The sequence below is a fragment of the Streptomyces thermocarboxydovorans genome (genome assembly GCF_039524635.1).
GTDB classification, from domain to species: domain Bacteria; phylum Actinomycetota; class Actinomycetes; order Streptomycetales; family Streptomycetaceae; genus Streptomyces; species Streptomyces thermocarboxydovorans.
In genome coordinates this window covers 82,955-105,561 of sequence record NZ_BAAAGU010000002.1, presented here as the reverse complement: position 1 = coordinate 105,561, position 22,607 = coordinate 82,955, and the positions used below count along the sequence as shown (strand labels likewise).

Here is a 22,607-nt window from a genome sequence, read left to right as displayed (position 1 = left end):
GTACGGCCGTAGAGTCGAGGCGGCCGTAACCGATCACAATTCGAACGGGTGTCAGGGCCCGGAGCGGAGTCGCGCGGTGAGTACGGAGACCGGTAAGCGGGCGCGGGCCGAGACGGGCACCGAGACGGGCATGGACGGTGCCCTCGCGGAGGCGCTGGTGAGCAGCCGCCGCTACTTCACCCGGGCGGAGGTCTCCGACGACCTGCGCACCCTGCACAAGAAGGGCGGCCGGCAGGGCGACGAGTTCTACCGGGACCGCTGGTCCCACGACAAGGTGGTCCGCTCGACCCACGGGGTGAACTGCACCGGCTCCTGCTCGTGGAAGGTGTTCGTCAAGGACGGCATCATCACCTGGGAGGCGCAGCAGACCGACTACCCGTCGGTGGGCCCGGACCGGCCCGAGTACGAGCCGCGCGGCTGCCCCCGCGGCGCCGCCTTCTCCTGGTACACGTACTCGCCGACCCGGGTGCGCTACCCGTACGTACGGGGTGTGCTGCTGCAGATGTACCGGGAGGCCAAGGCCCGGCTCGGCGACCCGGTGGCGGCCTGGGCGGACATCGTCACCGACCCCGAGCGCGCCCGCCTGTACAAGCGGGCCCGCGGCAAGGGCGGCCTGGTGCGGGCGAGCTGGGCCGAGGCGGCGGAGCTGGTGGCCGCCGCGCACATCTACACCATCAAGCGGTACGGGCCGGACCGGCTGGCGGGCTTCTCCCCGATCCCGGCGATGTCGATGGTGTCGCATGCGGCGGGGGCGCGCTTCTACTCCCTGCTCGGCGGGGCCATGCTCTCCTTCTACGACTGGTACGCCGATCTGCCGGTGGCCTCGCCGCAGATGTTCGGCGACCAGACCGACGTACCGGAGTCGGGCGACTGGTGGGACGCCGGCTACCTGATCATGTGGGGGTCCAACCTGCCGGTGACGCGCACCCCGGACGCGCACTGGATGGTGGAGGCCCGCTACCGGGGGCAGAAGGTCGTGGCCGTGTCGCCCGACTACGCGGACAACGTGAAGTTCGCCGACGAGTGGCTGTCCCCGCAGCCGGGCACCGACGGCGCGCTGGCGATGGCCATGGGGCATGTGATCCTCAAGGAGTTCTTCGTCGACCGGCCCACGCCGTACTTCACCGAGTACGTCAAGCGCTACACCGATCTGCCGTTCCTGGTGACCCTGGAGGAGCTGGGCGACGGCGTGTTCGCGCCGGGCAAGTTCCTCACCGCCGCCGATCTCGGCGGCGAGCACGCGCGGGCCGAGCACGCCGAGTTCCGTACGGTGCTGCTGGACGGTGCCACGGGCGCGCCCGTGGTGCCCAACGGCACCCTCGGCGACCGCTTCGGCGAGTCGGGCGCCGGCCGCTGGAATCTGGACCTGGGCGACATCCGGCCGTTGCTCTCCGCCGAGGGCGGCGAGGAGCCGCCCGTGATCGCCGAGTTGCCGCGCTTCGACGGCCTGGACGGCGGCGCGGGATCGCTGCGGCGCGGGGTGCCGGTGCGCCGGATCGGCGGCCGCACGGTGACCACGGTGTACGACCTGCTGCTGGCCCAGTACGGAGTGGTCCGCGAGGGACTGCCGGGCACCTGGCCGTCCGGCTACGACGACGCCTTGGAGCCCTGCACTCCCGCCTGGCAGGCGGCGATCACCGGTGTCGACGCGGGCAGGGCGGCGCGGATCGCCCGGGAGTTCGCGGCCAACGCCGAGGAGTCCAGGGGCCGTTCGATGATCATCATGGGGGCGGGCACCAACCACTGGTTCCACTCCGACACCATCTACCGCTCCTTCCTGACCCTGACCACGCTCACCGGCTGCCAGGGCGTCAACGGCGGCGGCTGGGCCCACTACGTCGGGCAGGAGAAGGTCCGCCCCATCACCGGCTACACGGCGATCGCCACGGCCGCCGACTGGAACCGCCCGGCCCGGCTGATGATCCAGACCGCCTACTGGTACCTGCACAGCGACCAGTTCCGCTACGACCCGTTCTCGGTGGACACCCTCGCCGCCGCCGGAGCGGGCACAGCCGGAGCGGGCACAGCCGGAGCGGGCACAGCCGGAGCGGGCACAGCCGGAGCGGGCACAGCCGGAGGGGGCGCTGCAGCGGGGGCCGGCCGGGCCGCTCCCTTCGCCGGGAAGACGACCGCCGACGTCATCGCGGCCTCCGCCCGCCTGGGCTGGATGCCCTCGTACCCGACCTTCGACCGCAACCCGCTCGACCTGGCCGACGAGGCCGAGGCGGCCGGCCGGAGCGTCGCCGAGCACGTGGTGGAGGAACTCAAGGCCGGGCGGCTGCGGTTCGCCTGCGAGGACCCGGACGCGCCCGAGAACTTCCCGCGCGTCCTCACCGTGTGGCGGGCCAATCTGCTCGGCTCCTCGGCCAAGGGCAACGAGTACTTCCTGAAGCATCTGCTGGGCACCGACTCCTCGCTGCGGGCCGCCGAGGCACCCCCGGAGGCCAGGCCCCGGGACGTGGAGTGGCGGGAGGAGGCCCCCGAGGGCAAGCTCGACCTGCTGCTCACCCTCGACTTCCGGATGACCAGCACCACCGTCTACTCCGACGTGGTGCTGCCCGCCGCCACCTGGTACGAGAAGCACGACCTGTCCAGTACGGACATGCATCCCTTCGTGCACGCCTTCGCCCCGGCGATCCCGCCGCCCTGGCAGACCCGCACCGACTTCGACATCTTCCGCACCCTGGCCGAGGAGTTCAGCCGTCAGGCCGCCCGTCATCTCGGGGTGCGCAAGGACGTCGTCGCCGCGCCGCTGCTGCACGACACCGCCGACGAACTGGCCACTCCGCACGGCCGGGTGAGGGACTGGAAGGCGGGGGAGTGCGAGCCGGTGCCCGGCCGTACCCTGCCGAAGCTGATCACGGTGGAACGCGACTACCCGGCGGTCGCCGAGAAGATGGGCGCCCTCGGGCCCCTGCTGGACACCCTCGGTGCCACCACCAAGGGGGTCACCTTCACGGTCGACCGCGAACTGGAGTATCTGCGGCACAAGAACGGCACGGTGCGCGGCGGGGTGGCCGACGGCAGGCCCTCGATCGCCCGCGACACGCAGGTGTGCGAGGCGATCCTCGCCCTGTCCGGCACCACCAACGGACATCTGGCCACCCAGGGTTTCCACGCGCTGGAGGCGCGTACCGGCACCCGGCTGGCGGATCTCGCCGCCGAGCACGAGGGCAAGCAGATCACCTTCGCCGACACCCGCGCGGCCCCCGTCCCGGTGATCACCTCACCGGAGTGGTCCGGTTCGGAGACCGGAGGACGCCGCTACTCGCCGTTCACGGTCAACGTCGAGCGGCTCAAACCGTGGCACACCCTCACCGGCCGCCAGCACTTCTACCTGGACCACGACTGGATCCTCGCGCTCGGCGAGCAACTGCCCGTCTTCCGGCCGCCGTTGCACATGGACGCCCTGTTCGGCGAGCCGGGCCTCGGCGAGGTCGGCGAACTCGGCGTCACCGTGCGCTATCTGACCCCGCACAACAAGTGGTCCATCCACTCCGAGTACCAGGACAACCTGTTCATGCTGTCGCTGTCGCGGGGCGGCCCGACGATCTGGATGAGCACCAAGGACGCGGCGAAGATCGGGGTGAGGGACAACGACTGGGTGGAGGCGGTCAACCGCAACGGCGTCGTCGCCGCCCGGACCGTCGTCTCGCACCGGATGCCGGAGGGCACCGTCTACATGCACCACGCCCAGGACCGCCTCATCGACGTGCCCCGCACCGAGACCAGCGGCCGGCGCGGCGGCATCCACAACTCCCTGACCCGGCTGCTGATCAAACCGAGCCATCTCATCGGCGGCTACGCCCAGCTGTCGTATGCCTTCAACTACCTCGGCCCGACCGGCAACCAGCGCGACGAGATCACCGTCGTCCGCCGCCGCGCCGACCAGGAGGTGACGTACTGATGCGCGTGATGGCCCAGATGGCGATGGTGATGAACCTCGACAAGTGCATCGGCTGCCACACCTGCTCGGTCACCTGCAAGCAGGCGTGGACCAACCGCACCGGCGTCGAGTACGTGTGGTTCAACAACGTCGAGACCCGCCCCGGCCAGGGCTACCCGCGCCGCTACGAGGACCAGCAGCGCTGGCGCGGCGGCTGGCAGCTGAACAAGCGGGGCCGGCTCACCCTCAAGGCGGGAGGCCGCTTCAAGAAGCTGGTCACCATCTTCTCCAACCCTGTCCTGCCGTCCCTGGACGACTACTACGAGCCCTGGACCTACGACTACGAGACCCTCACCAACGCCCCGCTCCAGGAGCACACGCCGGTCGCCCGCCCCAAGTCGCTGATCACCGGCAAGGACATGAAGATCTCCTGGTCGGCCAACTGGGACGACGACCTGGGCGGCTCGGAGACGACCAAAGAGAAGGACGTGCTGCTCGGCCAGGTCTCCGAAAGGATCAGGTTCGAGTTCGAGCAGACCTTCATGTTCTATCTGCCGCGCATCTGCGAGCACTGCCTCAACCCGTCCTGCGCGGCCTCCTGCCCCTCCGGCGCCATCTACAAGCGCGAGGAGGACGGCATCGTCCTCGTCGACCAGGAACGCTGCCGCGGCTGGCGGATGTGCATCACCGGATGCCCGTACAAGAAGGTCTACTTCAACCACCGCACCGGCAAGGCCGAGAAGTGCACCTTCTGCTTCCCGCGCGTCGAGGTGGGGCTGCCCACCGTCTGCTCCGAGACCTGCGTCGGCCGCCTGCGCTACATCGGCCTGGTCCTCTACGACGCCGACAAGGTCCTGGAGGCCGCCTCCGCGCCCGACGAGACGGACCTGTACGAGGCGCAGCGGCAGGTGTTCCTGGACCCGCACGACCCGCAGGTCGCCGAGGCGGCGGAGCGGGCGGGCATCCCGTACGACTGGATGGAGGCCGCCCGGCGCTCCCCGGTGTACGCGCTGATCAACACCTACCGGGTGGCGCTGCCGCTGCACCCGGAGTACCGGACGCTGCCCATGGTCTGGTACATCCCGCCGCTGTCGCCCGTGGTCGACGCGGTGCGCGAGACCGGCCACGACGCCGAGGACCACCACCATCTCTTCGCCGCCGTCGACGCCCTGCGCATCCCCGTCGACTACCTCGCCCAGCTGTTCACCGCCGGCGACCCGGCCCCCGTGGACCTGGTGCTGCGGCGCCTCGCCGCCATGCGCTCCTACATGCGCGACATCAACCTGGGCCGCGAACCGCAGGACGCCATCGCCGAGGCGGTCGGCATGACCGGGGAGCAGCTCTACGACATGTACCGGCTGCTGGCCCTCGCCAAGTACGACGAGCGGTACGTCATCCCGCCCGCCCACGCCGAACAGGCCCACCAGCTGGAGGAGCTGGCCACCGAGTGCAGCCTGGACTACGAGGGCGGCCCCGGCATGGGCGGCTCCGGCCCCTTCGGCGAGACCTCCGGCGGCGCGGCCCCCGTCGCCGTGGAGAACTACCGCGCCCTGCGCGACCGGCAGACCTCCGACACACCCCGCAGCGGCCCCCGCGTCAACCTCCTCAACTGGGACGGCAGAGGCACACCTCCGGGCCTGTTCCCGCCCAGAAGCACCGACGGCGACGACGACAGCGGAGGGGAGCCGAAGCCGTGAAGCGGACGATCAAGCCGGCGGCACGTCAGCGGATCGAGTCCTGGCATCCGTACGCCTGGCAGATCCAGTCACTGCTGCTCGGCTACCCCGACGACACGCCGTCCCGGACGGCGCTCGCCGAGCGTGTGGCACCGGTCCTGCCGGCGCAGGTGCGGGAGCCGCTGCTGCGCTTCACCGCCCACGTGCGTGCCGTCCAGCCGGACGACCTGGCCGCGGCCTATGTGGACACCTTCGACCACCGCAAACGCTGCTGCCCCTACCTGACCTACTACGCGCACGGCGACACCCGGAAGCGGGGCCTCGCCCTGCTGCGGCTCAAGCAGGCCTACGCCAGGGCCGGTTGGCGGCTCGGCGACGAGGAGCTGCCCGACCATCTGGCCGTGCTGCTGGAGTTCGCGGGCGCGGAGCCCGCCGCCGGGCACCGCCTGCTCACCGAGCACCGGGCCGGCCTGGAGCTGCTGCGGCTCTCCCTGCGGGACACCGGCTCGCCCTGGGCGCACCTGCTGGACTCCGTGTCCGCCACGCTGCCGCCCCTCGCGGGCGACCAGCGCCAGGCCGTGGCCCGGCTCGCGGCCGAGGGCCCGCCCGAGGAGCAGGTCGGACTCGATCCCTACGGCCTCGACCCCTCCGCACCGCCGCCGTACCTGTCCGCCCCGCAGGCTGGAGGTCCCCGATGAGCACCGCACCCGCGCACCCGGTCACCCTGGCGGTGGAGTCCGGCACCGGCGGGATCCTGCTGTGGGTGGCGCTGCCCTACGTCAGCCTCGCCGTGTTCGTGCTCGGCCACATCTGGCGCTACCGCTACGACAAGTTCGGCTGGACCACCCGCTCCTCCCAGCTGTACGAGAACCGGCTGCTGCGGATCGGCAGCCCCCTGTTCCACTTCGGCATCCTGATCGTGGCGCTTGGCCACGTCGGCGGGCTGCTGATCCCGGAGAGCTGGACCGAGGCGGTGGGCATCAGCGAGCGCACGTATCACGTCCTCGCCGTGGTCCTCGGCACGGTCGCCGGGGTCGCCACCGTCGGCGGCATGGCCATCCTCATCTACCGGCGCCGCACGGTCGGCCCGGTCTTCTCCGCCACCACCCGCAACGACAAGGCGATGTACCTGGCGCTGGCGGTGACCATCGGACTGGGGCTGGCGGCGACCGTCGCGGCGAACATCGCCGGCGGCGGCTACAACTACCGCGAGACCGTCTCCCCGTGGTTCCGCTCGGTCTTCTCCCTGCAGCCGGACCCCGACCTGATGACCGGCATCCCGGTCCTCTTCCAGCTGCACGCCCTCAGCGCCCTGCTGCTGTTCGCGTTCTGGCCCTTCACCCGGCTGGTGCACATGCTGACCGCGCCGCTGGGCTATCTGACCCGCCCGTACATCGTCTACCGCAGCCGCGACACCCGGCTCGGCACCCGCGCCCCGCGCCGCGGCTGGGATCGCGTGGGCTGACCGCACCCGACCGAAGGCGGCCGGCTCAACCGAAGGCGACCGGCTCACGCGCGGGCCGCGCGCACCACCGCGACCGGGCAGTACGCGTGGTGCAGCATGGCCTGGCTGACCGAGCCGAGCACCAGCCCGGTGAAACCGCCCCTGCCGCGGGCGCCCACGACCAGCATCCGGGCGCTCCGGCTCGCCTCGATCAGCGCCTCCCGGACACCGCCCCGCACCACCTTGCGCTCGACCGGGACGTCGGGGTGCTTCTCCTGATGGCCCGCCAGGGCCTGGGACAGCAGCTGCTCCTCCTCCTCGCGGAGCGCCCCCGGCTCGTGGGCGTACGGCTCCGCCGGGTCGGGCGGCGGCAGGGGAGCAATCCAGGTGCTCCAGGCGTGCAGGGCGAGGACCGAGGCACCGCGCAACTCGGCCTCGGTGAAGGCGAATTCGATGGCCCGCTGCCCGGCAGGGGAGCCGTCCACGCCCAGCACGATCGGGCCGTCGGGATCCGGCTCCCTGCGCACGACCAGCACCGGGCACTGCCCGTGCGCCGCCAGATGGATCGCGGTGGAGCCGACCAGCAGCCCCACGAAGCCGCCCATGCCCCGGGTGCCGACGACCACCAGCTCGGCCGCACGGGACTGGGCCTCCAGCACCGTCAACGGCTCCCCGGTGACCATCAAGTCGGTGACGTCCACCTCCGGCTCGGTGGCTTTCGCCCGCTGCACCGCCTCGTTCAGCAGCCGCTCGGCCATGTTCTGCAGGCCGCCCTCGGCCGGGCCGTAGGGCGACGGCCCCAGCGGCACATGCAGCGCCGGCCAGAAGAACGCGTGCACCACCCGCAGTCCCGCACCGCGCAGCCGCGCCTCGCGCGCGGCCACGTCCACGGCGGCAAGGCTCGACGCCGAGCCGTCCACGCCCACGACCACCAGTCCGCCGCTCACCGGAGCCTCCTCGTCTCATCGGACTTCCTGTCACGAAGCTCACGAAGCCCTGCCATCAAGCCTCGCCCGGACCCCTCAGTGCCGCCACCAGAGTCGTGCGGCGCGGTGCCGGGAGACCGTTCCGGTCTCAACCGGGTCTGCAGCCGCATCACCACATGGCCGAGGCCGGACAGCAGGAACGCGATCACCAGGTCGGCCGGCGCCAGCGGCTGAGTGCCCAGCAGCTCCTGCAGCGGGGGCAGATAGACGCCGGCCACCTGAAGGGCCAGCGCCGCGCCCACGGCGACCAGCAGGAACGGGTTGGCCAGGCTGCCGGGGCGGGCCCGCGAGCCGAGCGCCACACCGAGCTGTGTCGCACCGAGCACCAGGAACAGCATCGACTGCCAGGGGCGGCCCGTCTCCCGCGCCCAGACGCCCACCACCAGCGTCACCGTGGCGATGAACGCCCCCATGAGCAGGATCCGCGGCCACAGCCCGGCGCCCAGCACGCTCTCCTCCGTCGGGCGGGGCGGCCGGCGCATCGCGTCCGGGGCGACCGGCTCGGCGCCCAGCGCCACCCCCGGAATGCCGTGCGTCAGCAGATTGATCCACAGGATCTGCGCGGGCAGCAGCGGCAGCGGCATCCCCAGGAAGGGACCGAACAGCATCACCAGGATCTCCGCGGTGCCGCCGGCCAGCCCGTACAGCAGGAAGCGGCGCACATTGTCGTAGACCCGGCGCCCCTCCTCCACGGCCACCACGATGGTGCCCGGATTGTCGTCCGCGAGCACCAGGTCGGCCGCCTGGCGGGCGACCTCCGTGCCCCGGCGGCCCATCGCCACACCGATGTCGGCCCGGCGCAGCGCCGGGCCGTCGTTCACGCCGTCACCGGTCATCGCCACCACGTGCCCGGCGCCGCGCCAGGCCTCGACGATGTCCAGCTTCTGCTCGGGAGTGGTGCGTGCGAAGACCCGTACGCCCGTCAGATCGCCCGCCCGGCCCTCCCGGATGAGCCGGCCCGTGGTGACCTCTTCGTCGCGGGAGGCGATGCCGAGCCGCTCGGCCACGGCCCGCGCGGTGAGGGGGTGGTCGCCGGTGATGAGGACGGGGACGATCCCGGCGCGTTTGCAGGCGGCCATCGTCCCCGCCGACCTGCTGCGCGGCGGGTCCACGATGCCGACCAGGCCCAGCAGGGACAGGCCCGACTCCCAGGAGGGCGGCTGCTGAGCCGTTCGGCGTTCGGCGGAGGCGACGGCCAGCACCCGGTAGCCGTGCCGGGCGAGCCGTTCCGCCTCGGCCGCCGCCCGGCTCAGTGTCCCGGGGCCGTCGGACAGCACGTCGGGCCGCAGCAGTACTTCCGGGGCGCCCTTGCAGGCGATGAGCACTCCGCCGCCGGGTCGGCGGTGCACGGTCGTCATGCGCTTGCGTCCGCTGTCGAAGGGGATCTCGCCCACCCGGGGCAGCGTCCGGTCCAGCTCCTGCCGGTCGAGACCGAGACGGGCCCCCGCCACCAGCAGGGCCGCCTCGGTGGGGTCGCCCAGCGCGCTCCACTCGTCGGAGCCGTCCGCCACCGGCTTGCGCTCCGCGTCGCCTTCACCGGATGCGCCCCGCGGAGGCTGCAGCGCCGCGTCGTTGCACAGCATCGCCACCCGCAGCAGCGCCGCGAGATCGGGCGCGTCGTCCACGCCGACCGCACGGCCGTCGCGGAGCACCCCGCCCTCGGGCGCGTAGCCCTCGCCGGTCACGGTCGCCGCGCCGTGCGGCGTCCACAGCCGCTCGGCCGCCATGCGGCCCTCGGTGAGCGTCCCGGTCTTGTCGGTGGCGATCACCGTCACCGACCCGAGCGTCTCCACCGCCGGCAGCCTTCGGACGATGGCCCGCCGGTCCGCCATCCGCCGCGCCCCCAGCGCCAGCGCCAGCGTCACCACCGCGGGCAGGGACTCCGGGACGGCGGCGACCGCCAGGCTGATCGCCGCCACGATCATCAGCTCCACGGGCTGCCCCCGCACCAGCCCGAGCGCCAGCACCACGGCGCACAGCACCACGACGGCCGCGGCCAGCACCCGGCCGAACCGCACCAGGCGCCGCTGCAGCGGAGTGAGGCCGGGACCCGTGCCCATCAGCGCCGCGATCCGGCCGAGCGCGCCGGCCGCCCCGGTGGCGGTGACCTCCATCCGGCCCCGGCCGCGCACCACGACCGTGCCCGCCGACACCGTGCCGCGCGGGCCGTCGGCATCGGGAGCCTTCTCGACCGGTACGGACTCGCCGGTGAGCGACGACTCGTCCGCGAGCAGCTGCGCCGCGTCCACCACCTTCCCGTCGGCGGGGACGATGTCGCCCTCGGCCAGCAGCACCAGATCACCGGGTACTACCTCGGCGGCCGGGACGGAGCGCTCCGCGCCGTCCCGCACCACCCGGGCCTCCGGCGCGCTCATCGCGGACAGCGCCCTGACCGCCTGCTCGGCCCGCACCTCCTGCACCACACCGACGACGGTGTTCACGACGATCACCAGCAGGATCACGGCGGCGTCGGACAGGTCCCCGGTAGCGATCGTCAGGGCGGCGGCCACCAGCAGCACCAGGATCAGCGGATCGCGCAGCTGCTGCAGCACCCTCCGCCAGACGGGGGTGGGCGGCCGGGAGGGGATCTCGTTGGGACCGTGCACCCGGAGCCGCCGCGCGGCCTCGGCCGAGGTCAGACCCGTCGTCTCCATCACGAGCGGATCCGCCTGCCTGCCGTCAGCCATCAGCTGCTCCCTTCCGAAGACGCCGGCGCGGGCCGGGGCCGGGTCATCCCTCGATGTCGAGCACGTCCGGCACCGGGCGGCGCGGCGTCCTGGGGCCCTTGGGGCCTGGCAGCTGCGCGACCCGGTGTCCGGGACCGGGGTCGTGCAGGTCGTGCTGCGGCTCGGATACGGACACGGCGTCGGGGCGGGTCCAGCGGGCCAGGTCCTCCTCGCTGCCCTGATCGTCCTTGTTGCGGACCTCCGCCTCCGCCATGAGGTCCAGTACCTGCTCGAGGTGCCACGGGGAAGGGAAGGCCAGCCCCGCCCCCTCCTTGCGGGCGGCGTCGGCCAGGGCGGCGCGCAGCTCCTCGGGGAGAGGCGTCTCCTCGAACGGGAAGCGGCTGCTGTGCCGTTCGGGGATCGCCGGGTGCAGCGCGGCCAGTTCGCCGGGATCGCCGTCGCCGCTGTCGGCGGCGGCCGCTCGTACGGTGGCGAGCAGGTCCGGGTCGGACGGGTCGGGCAGCAGCCGGATCCCGGGGGAGCGGCCCAGGTGGGCCAGTGCCACCCGCAGATTGAACAGGGCGGCGCCGCAGCCCAGATGGAGGGCGCGGCGGTCCGGGTCGGCGTGCGGCAGGACCCGGTCCGGGTCGGCGCGCAGCTGGAACTCGCCGCTGCCGCGCAGATAGCGGAACCGCCACGGCTGGGCGTTGTGCATCGACGGGGCGGCACAGGCGTCCCGGACGAGGGCCCTCACCTGCTCGTCGGAGAGGCCCGGGGTGGTGGAGTGGTCCTGCTCGGACATGGTGGCCTCCCTCGTGAGGGCGGTGGTGCCGTTCACCGGTCGGCCGGCAGGATGCGGCGCCCGGTGAGGCGGGTGGGCCGGATCGACACCCACATCTCGCGCTCGCCGCCCGCCCACGGCGAGCTGCGCGCCCGTTCGGTGAGCCGTCGCACGGTCGCCGGCTCGGTGACCGGCTGGGCCGGGCCGACGGCGAGCACGCTCCAGCCCTGGCTCATGGCCTCGTCCAGGTGGTCCACCTCGAAGGCGACCTCGGAGCCGACGGCCTGTGCCGGGACGGAGTGCGGTGCGGTCCGGAAGACGATCGCGCCGTCGACGACGTCGTAGTTGACCGGGACGACGGCCGGGCCGTCCGGCGTCGTCACGGCGATGCGTCCCACCCCGTGGGTGGAGAGCCTGGCGCGGCACTCCTCGGGACTGAGGTCCCGCAGCTCGGGGTGGAGCAGTGCGGAGCCCCGGCCGGGCGGCAGATCCGTGCCGCCGCCGCGGAGGGACTGCACGTCGGTGCCGAGCGCGGCCGCCAGGCTGATCAGCGTGGCCAGGCTGGGCGCGGCCGGCTGCTCCTCGATGTAGGCCAGGTACTCCGGGGCGATCCGGGCCCGGCGGGCGGTCTCCTCCCGCGACAGCCCGAGCCGTTCGCGCTCGGCGGCCACCCGCCGCCCGATGTCTCCCGGATTGGGGCCGCCGTCCGGCGGCGCGGCCGTGCCGGACGCCTCGCCCGCGCCGTCGGTGGACGAAGGTGCTTGCTCAGCGGTGTCCGTGGCCTTCGCGGGCGAAGAGACCCGCCGGCCGGCGTCCGCGGCCTTGGCGGCCGAAGGCGGACGCTGCCCGGCGTCCGTGGCTCTCGCGGACGAGGGCGCCGGCTCCCCGGTGTCCGCGGTCCTCGCGGACGAGGGAGCCGGCCGCCCCGTGTCCGGCGCGTGACCCACGTGCCGGATGTGCGCGTCGGGCCCGGGGAACACCAGCGTCACCTCGTCGGTGTCCGACCAGCGCACGTCGTACGGAGGTGTGCCGTCTGCGTGGTGCAGCCCGACGATCTCACCGTCGCGCCGGACGGCGCCGGTGGCCGGACTCTCGACGACGAGTTGATCGCCGAGGTGTGCTCGCATGATCAGGCCCTTTCGTCGCGCCGCAGGCGCTCAGCCGCGGATCTCGATCCGCTGCGGCTTGCTCTTCTCGGCCTTCGGGACGCGCACGGTGAGGATCCCCTCGGTGAGTTCGGCACCGATGTGCTCCGTGTCGACGTTGCTCGGCAGGGCCATGCGGTAGTCGAACCGGCCGATGCGGCGGGTGTTCCGCCGGATCACGCCCGTGCGTTCCTTCTCCTTGATCTCGCCGTGGATCGCCAGCTCGCCCTCGCTGACCTCCACGGTGATCTGATCCTTCTTCACCCCCGGCAGCTCCAGCTCGACCAGGTAGGCGTCCTCGGTCTCCTCGACGTCGGCCGCCGGTATCCACGCGTCGGTCCCGCCGTTCTCGGGGAAGCCGGCTCCCGGGAAGGGGAAGGTGGTGCGCAGCAGGTGATCCATCCGCGCCTGCAGATCCTCCAGCTCCCGCAGGGGGTTCCAGACGGTCAGCGCGTTGTGCTGGGTGGGCTGCGTCATGTTTGTTCCTCCTCGTTCTCCTCGTTCTCCTCGTTCTCCTCGTTGCGAGTTGGCCTTCTCAAGGCCGGCTTGCAGGGGTACCGCCCGGGCCGGGTGCTCCCGGCCCTCACCGGTGGAAGCGCGCCGCCCATTCGGGCTCCACCGCACTCCACTCGGCCTCCCACTGCGCGTACCGCCGCCGGTCCAGTGCCGCGCGCAGCAGTGTCTGTGCCGCACTGGTCGCGGCCACCACGCCGAGCGCGGTCAGACCGCCCGTGAACGAGGCGTTGGTCACCGCCTGCATGTCGGTCATCGGCGGGCTGGTGACGTAACCGTCCCGGTCGACCCACACCTTCACGGTGGCCCCCTTGGGGGTGTCGGCGTCGACCAGGGCGGTGCCCGTACGGACGGTGCCGTCCTCCTCGGACCAGCGGACCTGCGCCTGCTGTTTGGCCCCGTGGTACGCGTCCACGGTGCCGGAGATCAGCTCGGCACTGACCTGCTGCCGATCGGCCGCCTGGACCCGCACGGTGTGCATCGCCCTTTCGTACGCCGCCGTGCCCGCGGCGATGGCGGCCAGCGGCATACCGGCGACGAGGACCAGCAGCAGGGCACGGCGGAACCAGGCCTCCACCCGGTCCGACGTCCGGATCAACGGGTTCCTGCCCCTCGGCGCGGGCTCCTCGGGCGGTGGCCGCCCGGACGCGTGCGGTGGCTGTGCTGCACTCATCGTCCGGCCTCCAGAGGAAAGCTGATCGTCCGGCCTCCAGTGGGAAACTGGCGGTTTTTCCTTTTCCACCACCATCGGACAGATGAGACGCCGGTCACAGGGCCGAAGGTCCCTGGCCGAGAGCCGGCCGGCCTCGGGGGTTGCCGTCCCGGCCGGGGAAGGGGACGGTTGAGACGAGGTGGCGAGGGAGTGAGCAGCGATGCGAGGACTCGTCTACCACGGTCCCGGGCGGATCTCCTGGGACACCGTTCCGGATCCGTCGGTCCAGGAGGCCACCGACGCCCTGGTACGTGTCGAGGCGGCCACCGTCTGCGGCAGTGATCTGCACATCCGCCGAGGCGAACTGCCCGAGGTGCGACCGGGGACGGTCCTCGGCCACGAGGCCGTCGGCGAGGTGATCGAGGTCGGGCGCGAGGTGCACGAGCGGCGGCCGGGGGACCAGGTGATCGTCTCGTCCGTCTCCGGCTGCGGACGCTGCGCGCCGTGCCGCGACTCCCGCTACGGGCAGTGCCGCGGCGGCGGGGGATGGGTCCTCGGCAACGTCATCGACGGGACCCAGGCCGAGTACGTGCGCGTCCCCTTCGCGGACCACGCCACCCACCCCCGGCCCGCCCACCTCTCCCTCGACGAAGCCGTCCTGCTCGCCGAAGTCCTCCCCACGGCCTACGAGGTGGGGGTCCGCAAGGGACGCGTCGGCCCCGGAGACACGGTCGTGGTCGTGGGTGCGGGTCCGGTGGGACTGGCCGCCGTGTCCGTCGCCCGTCTCTACGCACCCCGGCGGATCGTCGCCGTGGACCTGTCCGACGCCCGGCTGCGGGCCGCGCTGCGCCTCGGCGCCGACGCCGCCCAGCTGCCCGGACGGCTGCTCGCCGACCTCTCCGACGGGCCGGGAGCCGACGTGGTCATCGAGGCGGCGGGCGACCCCGACAGCTTCCTGCTGGCCACCCGCGCGGTCCGCACGGGCGGGCGCCTCGCCAACATCGGCCACCACGGCAAGCCGGCCACGCTGCACCTCGAGTGCCTGTGGCGCAGGAACGTGACGATCAGCACCGGCCAGGTGGACACCTCCTCCACGCCCTGGCTGATCGACCTGCTGTCCCTGGGGCGCCTGACGGTCTCCCCGCTGGTGACGCACCGGTTCGGCCTCGACCGCGCGGAGGACGCCTACGACACCTTCTCCAGCGGTCCCGACACCGGCGCGCTGAAGGTCGTGCTGCACCGGAGGGCGCCGGAGGCCGAGCGCCAGGAGACGGGACGGGAGCTGGCGTCTGCGCAGGGCCGGTAGCCGGCGTCGGCGTAGGGCCGGGCGGCGCAGGTTCGGTTCACGGGGTGTGGAGGCGGGCGGCGAGCAGGGCGATGTCGTCCTGCAGGTTGCCGGCGCGTTCCGCCAGCAGGGCGTCGCACAGGGTGTCGAGCGGGAGGACGGCGTGCCGGGCCGCGACATGGGCGGCGGTGCGCATGCCCTCGTCGAGGGACTCGCCGCGGTGTTCGATCAGCCCGTCCGTGTGCAGCAGGACGGTCGCCCCGGGCGGCAGGACCACCTCGTGATCGGGCCGCAGCAGGCCCGGATCGACGCCCAGGGGATGACCGCCCGCCTCGGCGTCCAGATAACGGGCCTCGTGATCCGTCGTGACCAGGAGGGGCGGGACATGGCCCGCCTGGGCCCAGCGCATCAGACGGCTGCCGTCGGCGGCGGGGGCCTCCAGACGCGCCACCACCACCGTGGCCATCGGTCCGCCCTGGATGTCGTGCAGGAGCTCGTCCAGACGCCCCAGGATGCGGCTCGGCGGCCCCTGCTCCTGGTAGGCGATCACCCGCAGGGCGTTGCTGATCCGGCTCATCAGAGTGGCCGACTCCAGGCCGTGGCCCATCACGTCGCCCACCATGAGGCAGGGGATGCCGCCGGGCAGATGGATCAGGTCGTACCAGTCGCCGCCGATGCGGGGCGCCCGGGTGGAGGGCTCGTAGCGGGCCCGCAGGCCGAGGCCCGGCAGATCGGACAGCGGGGGCAGCAGGCGGCGCTGGAACTCCTCGGTGGCCCGGCGCAGTTGCTCGAACAGGCGGGCGTTCTCGATGGCCACGCCCGCGGCGCTCGCCAGGGCCGTGACGATCTCCTCGTCGTCGTCCGTGAAGGGGCCACCGCCCTTCTTGTCGGTGAGGTAGAGGTTGCCGTAGACGGTGCGGCGCACCACGATCGGCACGCCCAGCAGCGTCTTCATCACCGGATGCCCCTCGGGGAAGCCCGCCGCCCGGGGATGCGAGCCGAGGTCCTCGACCCGCACCGGCTCGATATACCGGACCAGGTCACCCAGCAGCCCCGTCCCGTGGGGAAGCTCCGGGTCCCCCTGCTCCCGGTACTGGTCCGCCCCGAACCCGGAGGTGATCAGCTCGACGAACTCGCCCTCGTCGTCCAGGACGCCGATGGCGGCATAGCGCGCGTCGACCAGCTTGCAGGCCGAGTCCGTGATGGCGTTCAGCACCACGTCCAGTTCCAGGGCGCTGCCGATGGTCACCACGGCGTCCAGCAGCGACCGCAGGCGCCCGTGAGCGCGGGCCAGCCGCTCCAGCCCGGCCTGGAGCTGGTCCAGGGCCTCGTCACTCATGAGCGGCGGCAAGTCACCCATGGTCCCGTCCTCGCCGGCGGAAGGCGTCATACCCCTCTCCTCACCTGCCACTGCGCCCGGATCTCACCCGGCACGGCAGTCTCACCCGCGCCGGGTACCTGCTCACGGGCATCCGGCGCACGCGTGTGGGACGGCGGCTCTGGTGGGACCCTTAATCCAGTGTCCGCCGATCCGGCCGGCACGGCGAGCAGGGGAGCAGTACGTGGGACGAGGCAAGCGGTACGCCGTCGCCGCCTCCCGCCGGTGGACCGACGAGGAGGAGGGCCGGCGCAGACTGCCCGCCGGCGAGGTCCACGCCTGGGAGCCGGGGCGCAACGAGACCGTGTGCGGGCTGGCCCTCAGCCGCTCGCAGCTCACCCGCTTCTCGCACGTGACCTGGCCCGATGTCTTCCCGGAGTCCGGCGGCGCGGCCGACCGGGTGCAGCGGGTGTGCCGCCGCTGCGCCGCAGTCGCCGGGCGCCGGGGCGCCGACGCCCGCCCCCGGTGGCGCCGCATCCGCCCGCGCCCCTGAACAACCTGCGGTCGCTGTTGTGACAAGGTCGGGGTCGGATGGTGATCAGGGCACCCGGCCGGTGATCAGGGCAGGGTTCCCCGGCCGGTGATCAGTGCGGTGACGGCGGGCAGACCGCCCTGGGACAGGGCGGAGCGCTGCCGGTCGGCGCCCGTGCCGTTCTGCAGCAGCCGGTGCACCAGGGCCGTCACCTGCCGGGTGTCGTCGGCGGCGTCCAGCGCGGGAGTGACGTGGCGCAGCAGTTCGTACAGCATCTCCCCGGCCCGCCGCTGCCGGCCCGAGGGATCGACCAGGGTGGTGCTCAGGCCATGGCGGGCCGCGTGCCACAGGCTCGCCTGCAGCAGCTCCTGGTCGCAGTCGAGGACGGGCGCGTTGGCGGCGGTCTCGGCCAGCGCGGTCTCCACCAGGGCACGGGCGAGGCCGGCCACCATCACCGCGTCGTCCGCGCGCAGCTGCACATCCAGGCACCGCAGCTCGACGGTGAGATGCTCGGCGGGCAGCCGGGCCTGCCAGTACAGCTGCCCGGTGTCCGAGATCAGCTCGCTGTCCAGCAGCTGCCGCACCCGCCGGTCGTGGTCGGCGAGGTCGGCGAAGCGCGGGGGCATGCCGCTCACCGGCCAGCGGCCGGAGACCACGGTGCGCCAGCTGGCGAAGCCGGTGTCATGACCGTCCCACAGCGGGGAGTTCGCGGAGAGCGCGGTGAGGGCCGGCAGCCACACCCGGATCCGGTTCAGCACCTGCACCCCGGTCTCCCGGCTGGGGACGCCGATGTACACATGCATGCCGTTGACCAGCTGCTCCGCCACCAGCTGGGGCGCCCGGGCCAGCAGGGCCCGGTAGGGGGCCTGGTCGGTGACGGCCATGGGGTGCCCGTGCCGCAGCGGGGGTGTGCCGCAGGCCGCGATCCGGCAGCCGTGCGCCTCGGCGGCCGCGCCGACCGCGTGCCTGAGCCTCAGCAGATGCCCGCCGGCCTCCTCCAGCGTTCCGCACACCGGGGTGGCCACGCTCATCTGCGCCTGCAGCAGGTCGCTGTGCACCTCCTGGTCGGCCGCCAGATGCCCCAGGCTTGCCCCGGCGCGCACCTTGTCCGCCAGGGGTACCGGCAGACCCGTGACCGGGTCGAGCAGCAGGTATTCCTCTTCGACACCGATCGTCGTCATCGAGCCCTCATGTTCCGCCCGGCCGTGCCGCCGGACTGGCTCCCGATGCGCCCGGCCGGTGCATCGCACCGCGAGAACTCCTCACGGGAGTCGCCCGCGGCCCCCGAGTGCCGCACCCGGCCGCGCCGTAAACCCCGACCGGCCGCCGCGCAGCCGCACCGGGCGATCAGAGGGTGCCGTCCGCCTGCTCCTCTTGCGTGCGTGTGAGACGGGCCAGGCACAGCGAGGGCTCGACGAACGGCTCCAGCCGGTCCACCCTCACGGGCGCGCGCACCTCCTTCAGGACACCCCGCATCAGCCCCAGATGCAGCGAGCACACCACCTCGCGGTGCTCCTCGGCGATCTCGCGGAACGGGCAGTGGTGCAGCGGGATCACCGGGTCCGGCCGCTCCTGGACGGAGCCGGGCGCGAAGCCGGCGTCGGTGAGCACCCGGGTCAGCCGCCGGACTGCCTCGTCGTGGCCGACGCGCCGCGACGGCGGGGGAGTGTCGGCGAGATAGCGGCCCCAGGCCTCGCCCGCGGTGACCGCGGACTGCGCCGGCTGCGGCAGGGCCTCGGTGACCAGGCCGGTGAGCATCCGGGCGAGCAGACGGTAGCTGCGCCGGCCGGCCGGCGTCCGGGAGGCGACGGCGCGGTAGACGGCCCGGGGCCTGCCCGGCCGCCCGCCCCCCTCGGTGCCGCGCTCGGCGAGCCCCTCCTTGACGAGGGTGTCCAGGTGGAAGCGGGCGGTGTTGGCGTGCAGACCGGTCCGCTCGGCGATCTCCCGCACACCCAGGCCTCCGGGCGAGGCGCGCAGCACGTCGAGCACCTGCGCCCGGCTCTCACCCGCCACGGGCGCGCCGACCGGGTCCTGCAACGTCCGCTCGCTCACCCCGCCGATTTTACACAGCTGGATCGTAGAAACAGATCCCTGTCAAGCGGGCGCAGGGCCTCGCTCTCCCGCTCAAGGACCCCACCCGCGCGGCGAATTATTACAGGTATATTCGTAGAAACTCGGTTCCCGGTACGGCAGAGAGGCGACGCATCCATGAACACCACGTCGGCCGCGACAGCGGGCGCGGTCGTGTTCGTCTGGCTCGGCATGGTGCTGGCGATCTCCTTCCTGGAGGCGCCCCTGAAGTTCCGCGCTCCCGGGGTCACCCTCCGGATCGGGCTGGGCATCGGCCGCCTGGTCTTCCGCGCACTGAACCTCGCGGAGGCCCTCCTGGCCGCCGCCGTCGTCATCGCGGTGGCCGTCGGCGGTCCGCCGGCCGCGGTCGTGGCACTCACCGCGGTGGTGGCCGGGCTGCTGCTTGTGCAACTGGGCGTGGTGCGCCCCCGGTTGAACCGCCGTTCGGACCGGGTCCTGGCCGGCGAGGACGTGCCCCGCTCGCGCGCCCACTGGTACTACGTCGCCCTGGAGGCCGCCAAGGTCGCCGCTCTGATCGCCCTGGGGATCACGCTGCTCGCCCAGTAGCGCCGCCGCCCGGGAATTCTGATGCGTGCCGGCGTCACGCTCGGCAGACTCGCGGGCATGACCGAGAAGATCACGCGTATCAATCCCGAGCAACTGCACAAGACGCCCGGCTATCACCACATCACGGTGGTGGAGGCCGGGCGCACGGCCCACCTGGCGGGACAGTGCCCGCTCGACCGGAACGGCGACCTCGTCGGAGCCGGTTCCCTCGAGGAGCAGGTCGACCAGGTGGTGGCGAACGCGCTCACCGCCCTGGCCGCTGTCGATGCCCGGCCGCACCACGTGGTGCGGTCGGTGATCTATGTGCGGAGCGACGAGCGGGAGATGCTCGCGACCGCATGGCGCCGGCTCACCGAGTCCGAACTGGGGCCGGCGTTCACCACCGCCAGCACGCTGCTGGGCGTCGCCCAGTTGGGCTTTCCCGGACAGCTCGTCGAGGTGGACCTCACCGTGGCGCTGCCGGACTGACGTCGCGTCAGGTCCGGGGACGTGCCGAAGGGCCCGGCCGGGTGCGGGCCTGCGGGGGCGTCAGGGGACCGTGGTCCTTGCCGCACATGATCACTGCCTGGAGCGGTTCGCCGCAGTCGGCGTGGCGGACCTCCAGCGGCGGGCCCTCGGGGTCCGCGGCGTAGCGGTCGCCCCACTGCTTGAGGGCGATCATCGCGGGCCACAGGTCCCAGCCCTTGCGGGTGAGCCGGTACTCCCGCCGGGTCCGGCTGCCCGGCTCCCGGTAGGCGACGGTCTCCAGGATCCCGGCGGCCACCAACTTGCGCAGCCGGTCCGCGAGCACGGCTTCGGAGAGCCCGACGTGCCGCCGGAAGTCGTCGAAGCGCCGGACGCCGTTCATGGCGTCCCGGAGCAGCAGCAGCGACCACTTCTCGCCGACCAGCTCCAGCGTCCGCTGGACCGTGCAGTTCTCGGTGCTCGTCTCCAGCCAGTTCATGGGCATGGGCCCATCCTAGGCTGGCTTCGATATTGACAGCCAGCTTCCCGCCCATCTAGCTTCATATTCTGAAGCCAGATCGGCGGCGAGCGGAGGCGGGAGCGGGTATGCGCAGGTCACGGACGTACGACTGGGCGGACCCCACGGTCTCCGCCGAAGCCGTTCCTCATCACAGCGGTCTCGACTTCATCCGGAAGATGCTGGACGGGGAGCTGCCCGCCCCGCCGGTCGCCGCCACCCTGGGCTTCACGCTCGAGGAGGCCGAGTACGGCCGGGCGGTCTTCGCGCTGGTGCCGGGCGAGGAGCACTACAACCCGATCGGCAGCGTCCACGGCGGCGTCTACGCCACGCTCCTGGACTCGGCGGCCGGCTGCGCCGTGCAGACCGTGCTGCCCCAGGGCATGGGCTACACCTCCCTCGACCTGACCCTGAAGTTCCTGCGCCCCGTCACCGTCGACACCGGGAAGGTCCGCGCCATCGGCACCGTCCTCAACTCCGGGCGCCGCACCGCCCTGGCGCAGGCGGAGCTGCGCGACTCCGAGGACCGGCTGCTGGCCCACGCGACCAGCAGCTGCATGCTCTTTCCGGTCCAGGCGCGCTGAGGTGCCGTGCCTCGGCGAGGGGCATGTTGCTGTGCCGGATCTTGCGGATGGGCCGGCGGGCCGCGTTCAGCTCGGCCGAAGGGTCCGGCGGGCCGCGTTCAGCTCGGCCGAAGGGGCCGGCGGCCGGTGTCCAGCTCGGCCGAAGGGGCCGGCGGGTGGGTGCTCAGCTCGGCCGAAGAGTCCAGCGGGCGGTGCTCAGCCTGCCGTCAGGCGCCACAGCGAGGTGACTTCCGCCTTGCGGGCGTCGTGCAGCGGGTCGTCGGTGTCGTGGGCGCGGGGGTGCAGCGGCCGGGCGTCGAGGCGTCCCGCCACCGTCAGGCCGGTCCGGGTGAACAGGTCGGTCAGCTCGGTGGGGGCGCGCAGACCGAGGCGCTCGGCGAGGTCGGAGATGATGAGCCAGCCCTCACCGCCCGGTTCCAGGTGGGCGGACAGCCCGTCGAGGAAGCCATGGAGCATCCGGCTTCCGGGGTCGTACACCGCGCGCTCCAGCGGCGTCCGGGCCCGGCCGGGTAGCCATGGGGGATTGCAGACGATCAGCGAGGCCCGGCCATCGGGGAACGGATCGGCTTGGCGGATTTCGACGGTGGCGGACACGCCCAGGCGGTCGATGTTCTGCCGCGCGCAGGCCAGGGCACGGGGATCGAGGTCCGTGGCCACGACCTGCCGGACGCCGCGCCGGGCCAGGACGGCGGCGAGCACACCCGTGCCGGTACCGATGTCGAAGGCCGTGTCCCGCGACGGCAGCGGTGCCTCGGCCACCAGGCCGACGTATTCGCCGCGCACCGGGGAGAAGACCCCGTAGTGCGGGACGACCGACGCACCGAGCGCCGGCACGTGGACGCCCTTCCGGCGCCATTCGCCCGCCCCGAGGACGCCCTGCAGCTCGCGCAGCGACACCACATACGGTTCCTGACAGGGCCCGTACGCCTGCTCGCAGGCCAGTCGCACGTCCGGGGCCCGGCGCAGGGGGATCACATGCCCGGCCTCCACGGGCAGGAGCAGCATGCCCAGGATGCGGGCACGTCTCGACTGGGCCTGGCGGTAGAGATGGAAGCTCTGCTGCGGTGACGTTCCCCGTCTCGGGGGCTTCCGGTCGGCGCGCCGCGCCATCGCGCTCAGCAGCTGACGGGCGTTGTGGAAGTCGCCGCGCCACAGCAACGACGTTCCCTCGCAGGCGAGGCGGAAGGCGGTGTCGGCGTTCATCCGGTCGTCGGCCACCAGCACCTGTTTCGGTGGCGGTCCGCCGCTCTCCGACCGCCACCGGGCGCAGTGCTCCCTCCCCGAACCGTCGAGCCAGTGAATGCTCTGGTCGTCGCTCACCGCTTCATCATCCCCCGCGCGCCGCCGCCCGTTGACCATCCGGACCGACTGGTCCGTCCAGTCCGTCAGGTCCGTCAGCTCCGTTCAGTCCGTCAGGTCCGTCCGGGGCGTTCGCGCCGGACGGCCAGGACAGCCCGGTCGTCGGTCGCCGGCCCGCCGGTCCACCGTCGCACATCGGCCAGCACCGCGCCGACGGCCTCGCGCGCGGCGGAGTGCCGGTC

At 72.9% G+C, this 22,607-nt stretch carries 20 protein-coding genes; 9 read left to right on the top strand and 11 right to left on the bottom strand.

What is annotated here, in order from left to right; translation table 11 throughout:
* Positions 1-130: 130 nt before the first annotated feature.
* Genes ABD198_RS01415 through narI form a run of 4 tightly spaced genes read left to right on the top strand, consistent with a single transcriptional unit; the run spans position 131 to position 7,027 of the window.
* Positions 131-3,907, top strand: coding sequence for a nitrate reductase subunit alpha (locus tag ABD198_RS01415; RefSeq protein ID WP_343997493.1), 3,777 nt, complete (start codon positions 131-133; stop codon positions 3,905-3,907).
* Positions 3,907-5,583 carry a nitrate reductase subunit beta gene (narH, locus tag ABD198_RS01410; protein ID WP_343997424.1) on the top strand — a complete coding sequence of 559 codons (1,677 nt, stop codon included), beginning with the start codon at positions 3,907-3,909 and terminating at the stop codon, positions 5,581-5,583. The genes ABD198_RS01415 and narH overlap by 1 nt, the downstream gene beginning before the upstream one ends.
* On the top strand, positions 5,580-6,260 hold the full coding sequence (gene narJ / locus ABD198_RS01405; protein WP_343997422.1) for a nitrate reductase molybdenum cofactor assembly chaperone: 681 nt from the start codon (positions 5,580-5,582) through the stop codon (positions 6,258-6,260). Before narH ends, narJ begins: the two co-directional genes overlap by 4 nt.
* Positions 6,257-7,027 carry a respiratory nitrate reductase subunit gamma gene (gene narI / locus ABD198_RS01400; RefSeq protein ID WP_343997421.1) on the top strand — a complete coding sequence of 257 codons (771 nt, stop codon included), beginning with the start codon at positions 6,257-6,259 and terminating at the stop codon, positions 7,025-7,027. Before narJ ends, narI begins: the two co-directional genes overlap by 4 nt.
* 44 nt (positions 7,028-7,071) lie before the next feature.
* Here narI and ABD198_RS01395 read toward each other — a convergent pair whose 3' ends face one another.
* The 6 genes from ABD198_RS01395 to ABD198_RS01370 form a co-directional block, all read right to left on the bottom strand.
* On the bottom strand, positions 7,072-7,953 hold the full coding sequence (locus ABD198_RS01395) for a universal stress protein (RefSeq protein WP_343997420.1): 882 nt from the start codon (positions 7,951-7,953) through the stop codon (positions 7,072-7,074).
* Positions 7,950-10,679, bottom strand: a complete 2,730-nt coding sequence (locus tag ABD198_RS01390; RefSeq protein WP_343997419.1) for a cation-translocating P-type ATPase — start codon at positions 10,677-10,679, stop codon at positions 7,950-7,952. Before ABD198_RS01390 ends, ABD198_RS01395 begins: the two co-directional genes overlap by 4 nt.
* Positions 10,680-10,722: 43 nt before the next feature.
* The gene (locus ABD198_RS01385; protein WP_343997418.1) at positions 10,723-11,460 is read right to left on the bottom strand and encodes a nitroreductase family protein; all 738 of its coding nucleotides are present in this window, start codon (positions 11,458-11,460) and stop codon (positions 10,723-10,725) included.
* A 32-nt stretch (positions 11,461-11,492) separates the two neighbouring features.
* Positions 11,493-12,566, bottom strand: a complete 1,074-nt coding sequence (locus ABD198_RS01380; protein WP_343997417.1) for a pyridoxamine 5'-phosphate oxidase family protein — start codon at positions 12,564-12,566, stop codon at positions 11,493-11,495.
* A gap of 30 nt (positions 12,567-12,596) precedes the next feature.
* Positions 12,597-13,061 (bottom strand): Hsp20/alpha crystallin family protein, encoded by a 465-nt coding sequence (locus tag ABD198_RS01375; RefSeq protein WP_343997415.1) that lies wholly within the window; start codon positions 13,059-13,061, stop codon positions 12,597-12,599.
* 106 nt (positions 13,062-13,167) lie between these two features.
* Positions 13,168-13,770, bottom strand: a complete 603-nt coding sequence (locus tag ABD198_RS01370) for an Rv1733c family protein (protein ID WP_425580394.1) — start codon at positions 13,768-13,770, stop codon at positions 13,168-13,170.
* Between the two features lie 199 nt (positions 13,771-13,969).
* Between ABD198_RS01370 and ABD198_RS01365 the strand changes: the two genes are divergently transcribed.
* On the top strand, positions 13,970-15,055 hold the full coding sequence (locus ABD198_RS01365) for an alcohol dehydrogenase catalytic domain-containing protein (RefSeq protein WP_343997413.1): 1,086 nt from the start codon (positions 13,970-13,972) through the stop codon (positions 15,053-15,055).
* A 37-nt stretch (positions 15,056-15,092) separates the two neighbouring features.
* Here the strand turns inward: ABD198_RS01365 and ABD198_RS01360 are convergent, their stop codons facing one another.
* Positions 15,093-16,424, bottom strand: coding sequence for a PP2C family protein-serine/threonine phosphatase (locus ABD198_RS01360; protein ID WP_343997412.1), 1,332 nt, complete (start codon positions 16,422-16,424; stop codon positions 15,093-15,095).
* Positions 16,425-16,596: 172 nt separating this feature from the next.
* On the opposite strand from ABD198_RS01360, the gene ABD198_RS01355 reads away from it, so the two are divergent.
* On the top strand, positions 16,597-16,905 hold the full coding sequence (locus tag ABD198_RS01355; protein WP_343997411.1) for a hypothetical protein: 309 nt from the start codon (positions 16,597-16,599) through the stop codon (positions 16,903-16,905).
* A gap of 65 nt (positions 16,906-16,970) precedes the next feature.
* Here the strand turns inward: ABD198_RS01355 and ABD198_RS01350 are convergent, their stop codons facing one another.
* Both ABD198_RS01350 and ABD198_RS01345 read right to left on the bottom strand, forming a co-directional pair.
* Complete coding sequence (locus ABD198_RS01350) at positions 16,971-18,065, bottom strand: carboxylate-amine ligase (protein WP_343997409.1); 1,095 nt, start codon at positions 18,063-18,065, stop codon at positions 16,971-16,973.
* Positions 18,066-18,231: 166 nt separating this feature from the next.
* The gene (locus ABD198_RS01345; protein ID WP_343997408.1) at positions 18,232-18,936 is read right to left on the bottom strand and encodes a helix-turn-helix transcriptional regulator; all 705 of its coding nucleotides are present in this window, start codon (positions 18,934-18,936) and stop codon (positions 18,232-18,234) included.
* 156 nt (positions 18,937-19,092) lie between these two features.
* Here ABD198_RS01345 and ABD198_RS01340 point away from each other — a divergent pair, with 156 nt between their 5' ends.
* Complete coding sequence (locus ABD198_RS01340) at positions 19,093-19,521, top strand: hypothetical protein (RefSeq protein ID WP_343997407.1); 429 nt, start codon at positions 19,093-19,095, stop codon at positions 19,519-19,521.
* A gap of 57 nt (positions 19,522-19,578) precedes the next feature.
* Positions 19,579-19,989 (top strand): RidA family protein, encoded by a 411-nt coding sequence (locus ABD198_RS01335; RefSeq protein WP_343997406.1) that lies wholly within the window; start codon positions 19,579-19,581, stop codon positions 19,987-19,989.
* A gap of 7 nt (positions 19,990-19,996) precedes the next feature.
* Here the strand turns inward: ABD198_RS01335 and ABD198_RS01330 are convergent, their stop codons facing one another.
* Positions 19,997-20,464: a winged helix-turn-helix transcriptional regulator gene (locus ABD198_RS01330; protein ID WP_343997492.1), complete on the bottom strand. Its 468-nt coding sequence runs from the start codon at positions 20,462-20,464 to the stop codon at positions 19,997-19,999.
* Positions 20,465-20,571: 107 nt separating this feature from the next.
* Between ABD198_RS01330 and ABD198_RS01325 the strand changes: the two genes are divergently transcribed.
* Positions 20,572-21,066, top strand: a complete 495-nt coding sequence (locus ABD198_RS01325; protein ID WP_343997404.1) for a PaaI family thioesterase — start codon at positions 20,572-20,574, stop codon at positions 21,064-21,066.
* 195 nt (positions 21,067-21,261) lie between these two features.
* Here ABD198_RS01325 and ABD198_RS01320 read toward each other — a convergent pair whose 3' ends face one another.
* Complete coding sequence (locus ABD198_RS01320) at positions 21,262-22,386, bottom strand: methyltransferase (RefSeq protein ID WP_343997403.1); 1,125 nt, start codon at positions 22,384-22,386, stop codon at positions 21,262-21,264.
* Positions 22,387-22,607 lie beyond the last annotated feature (221 nt).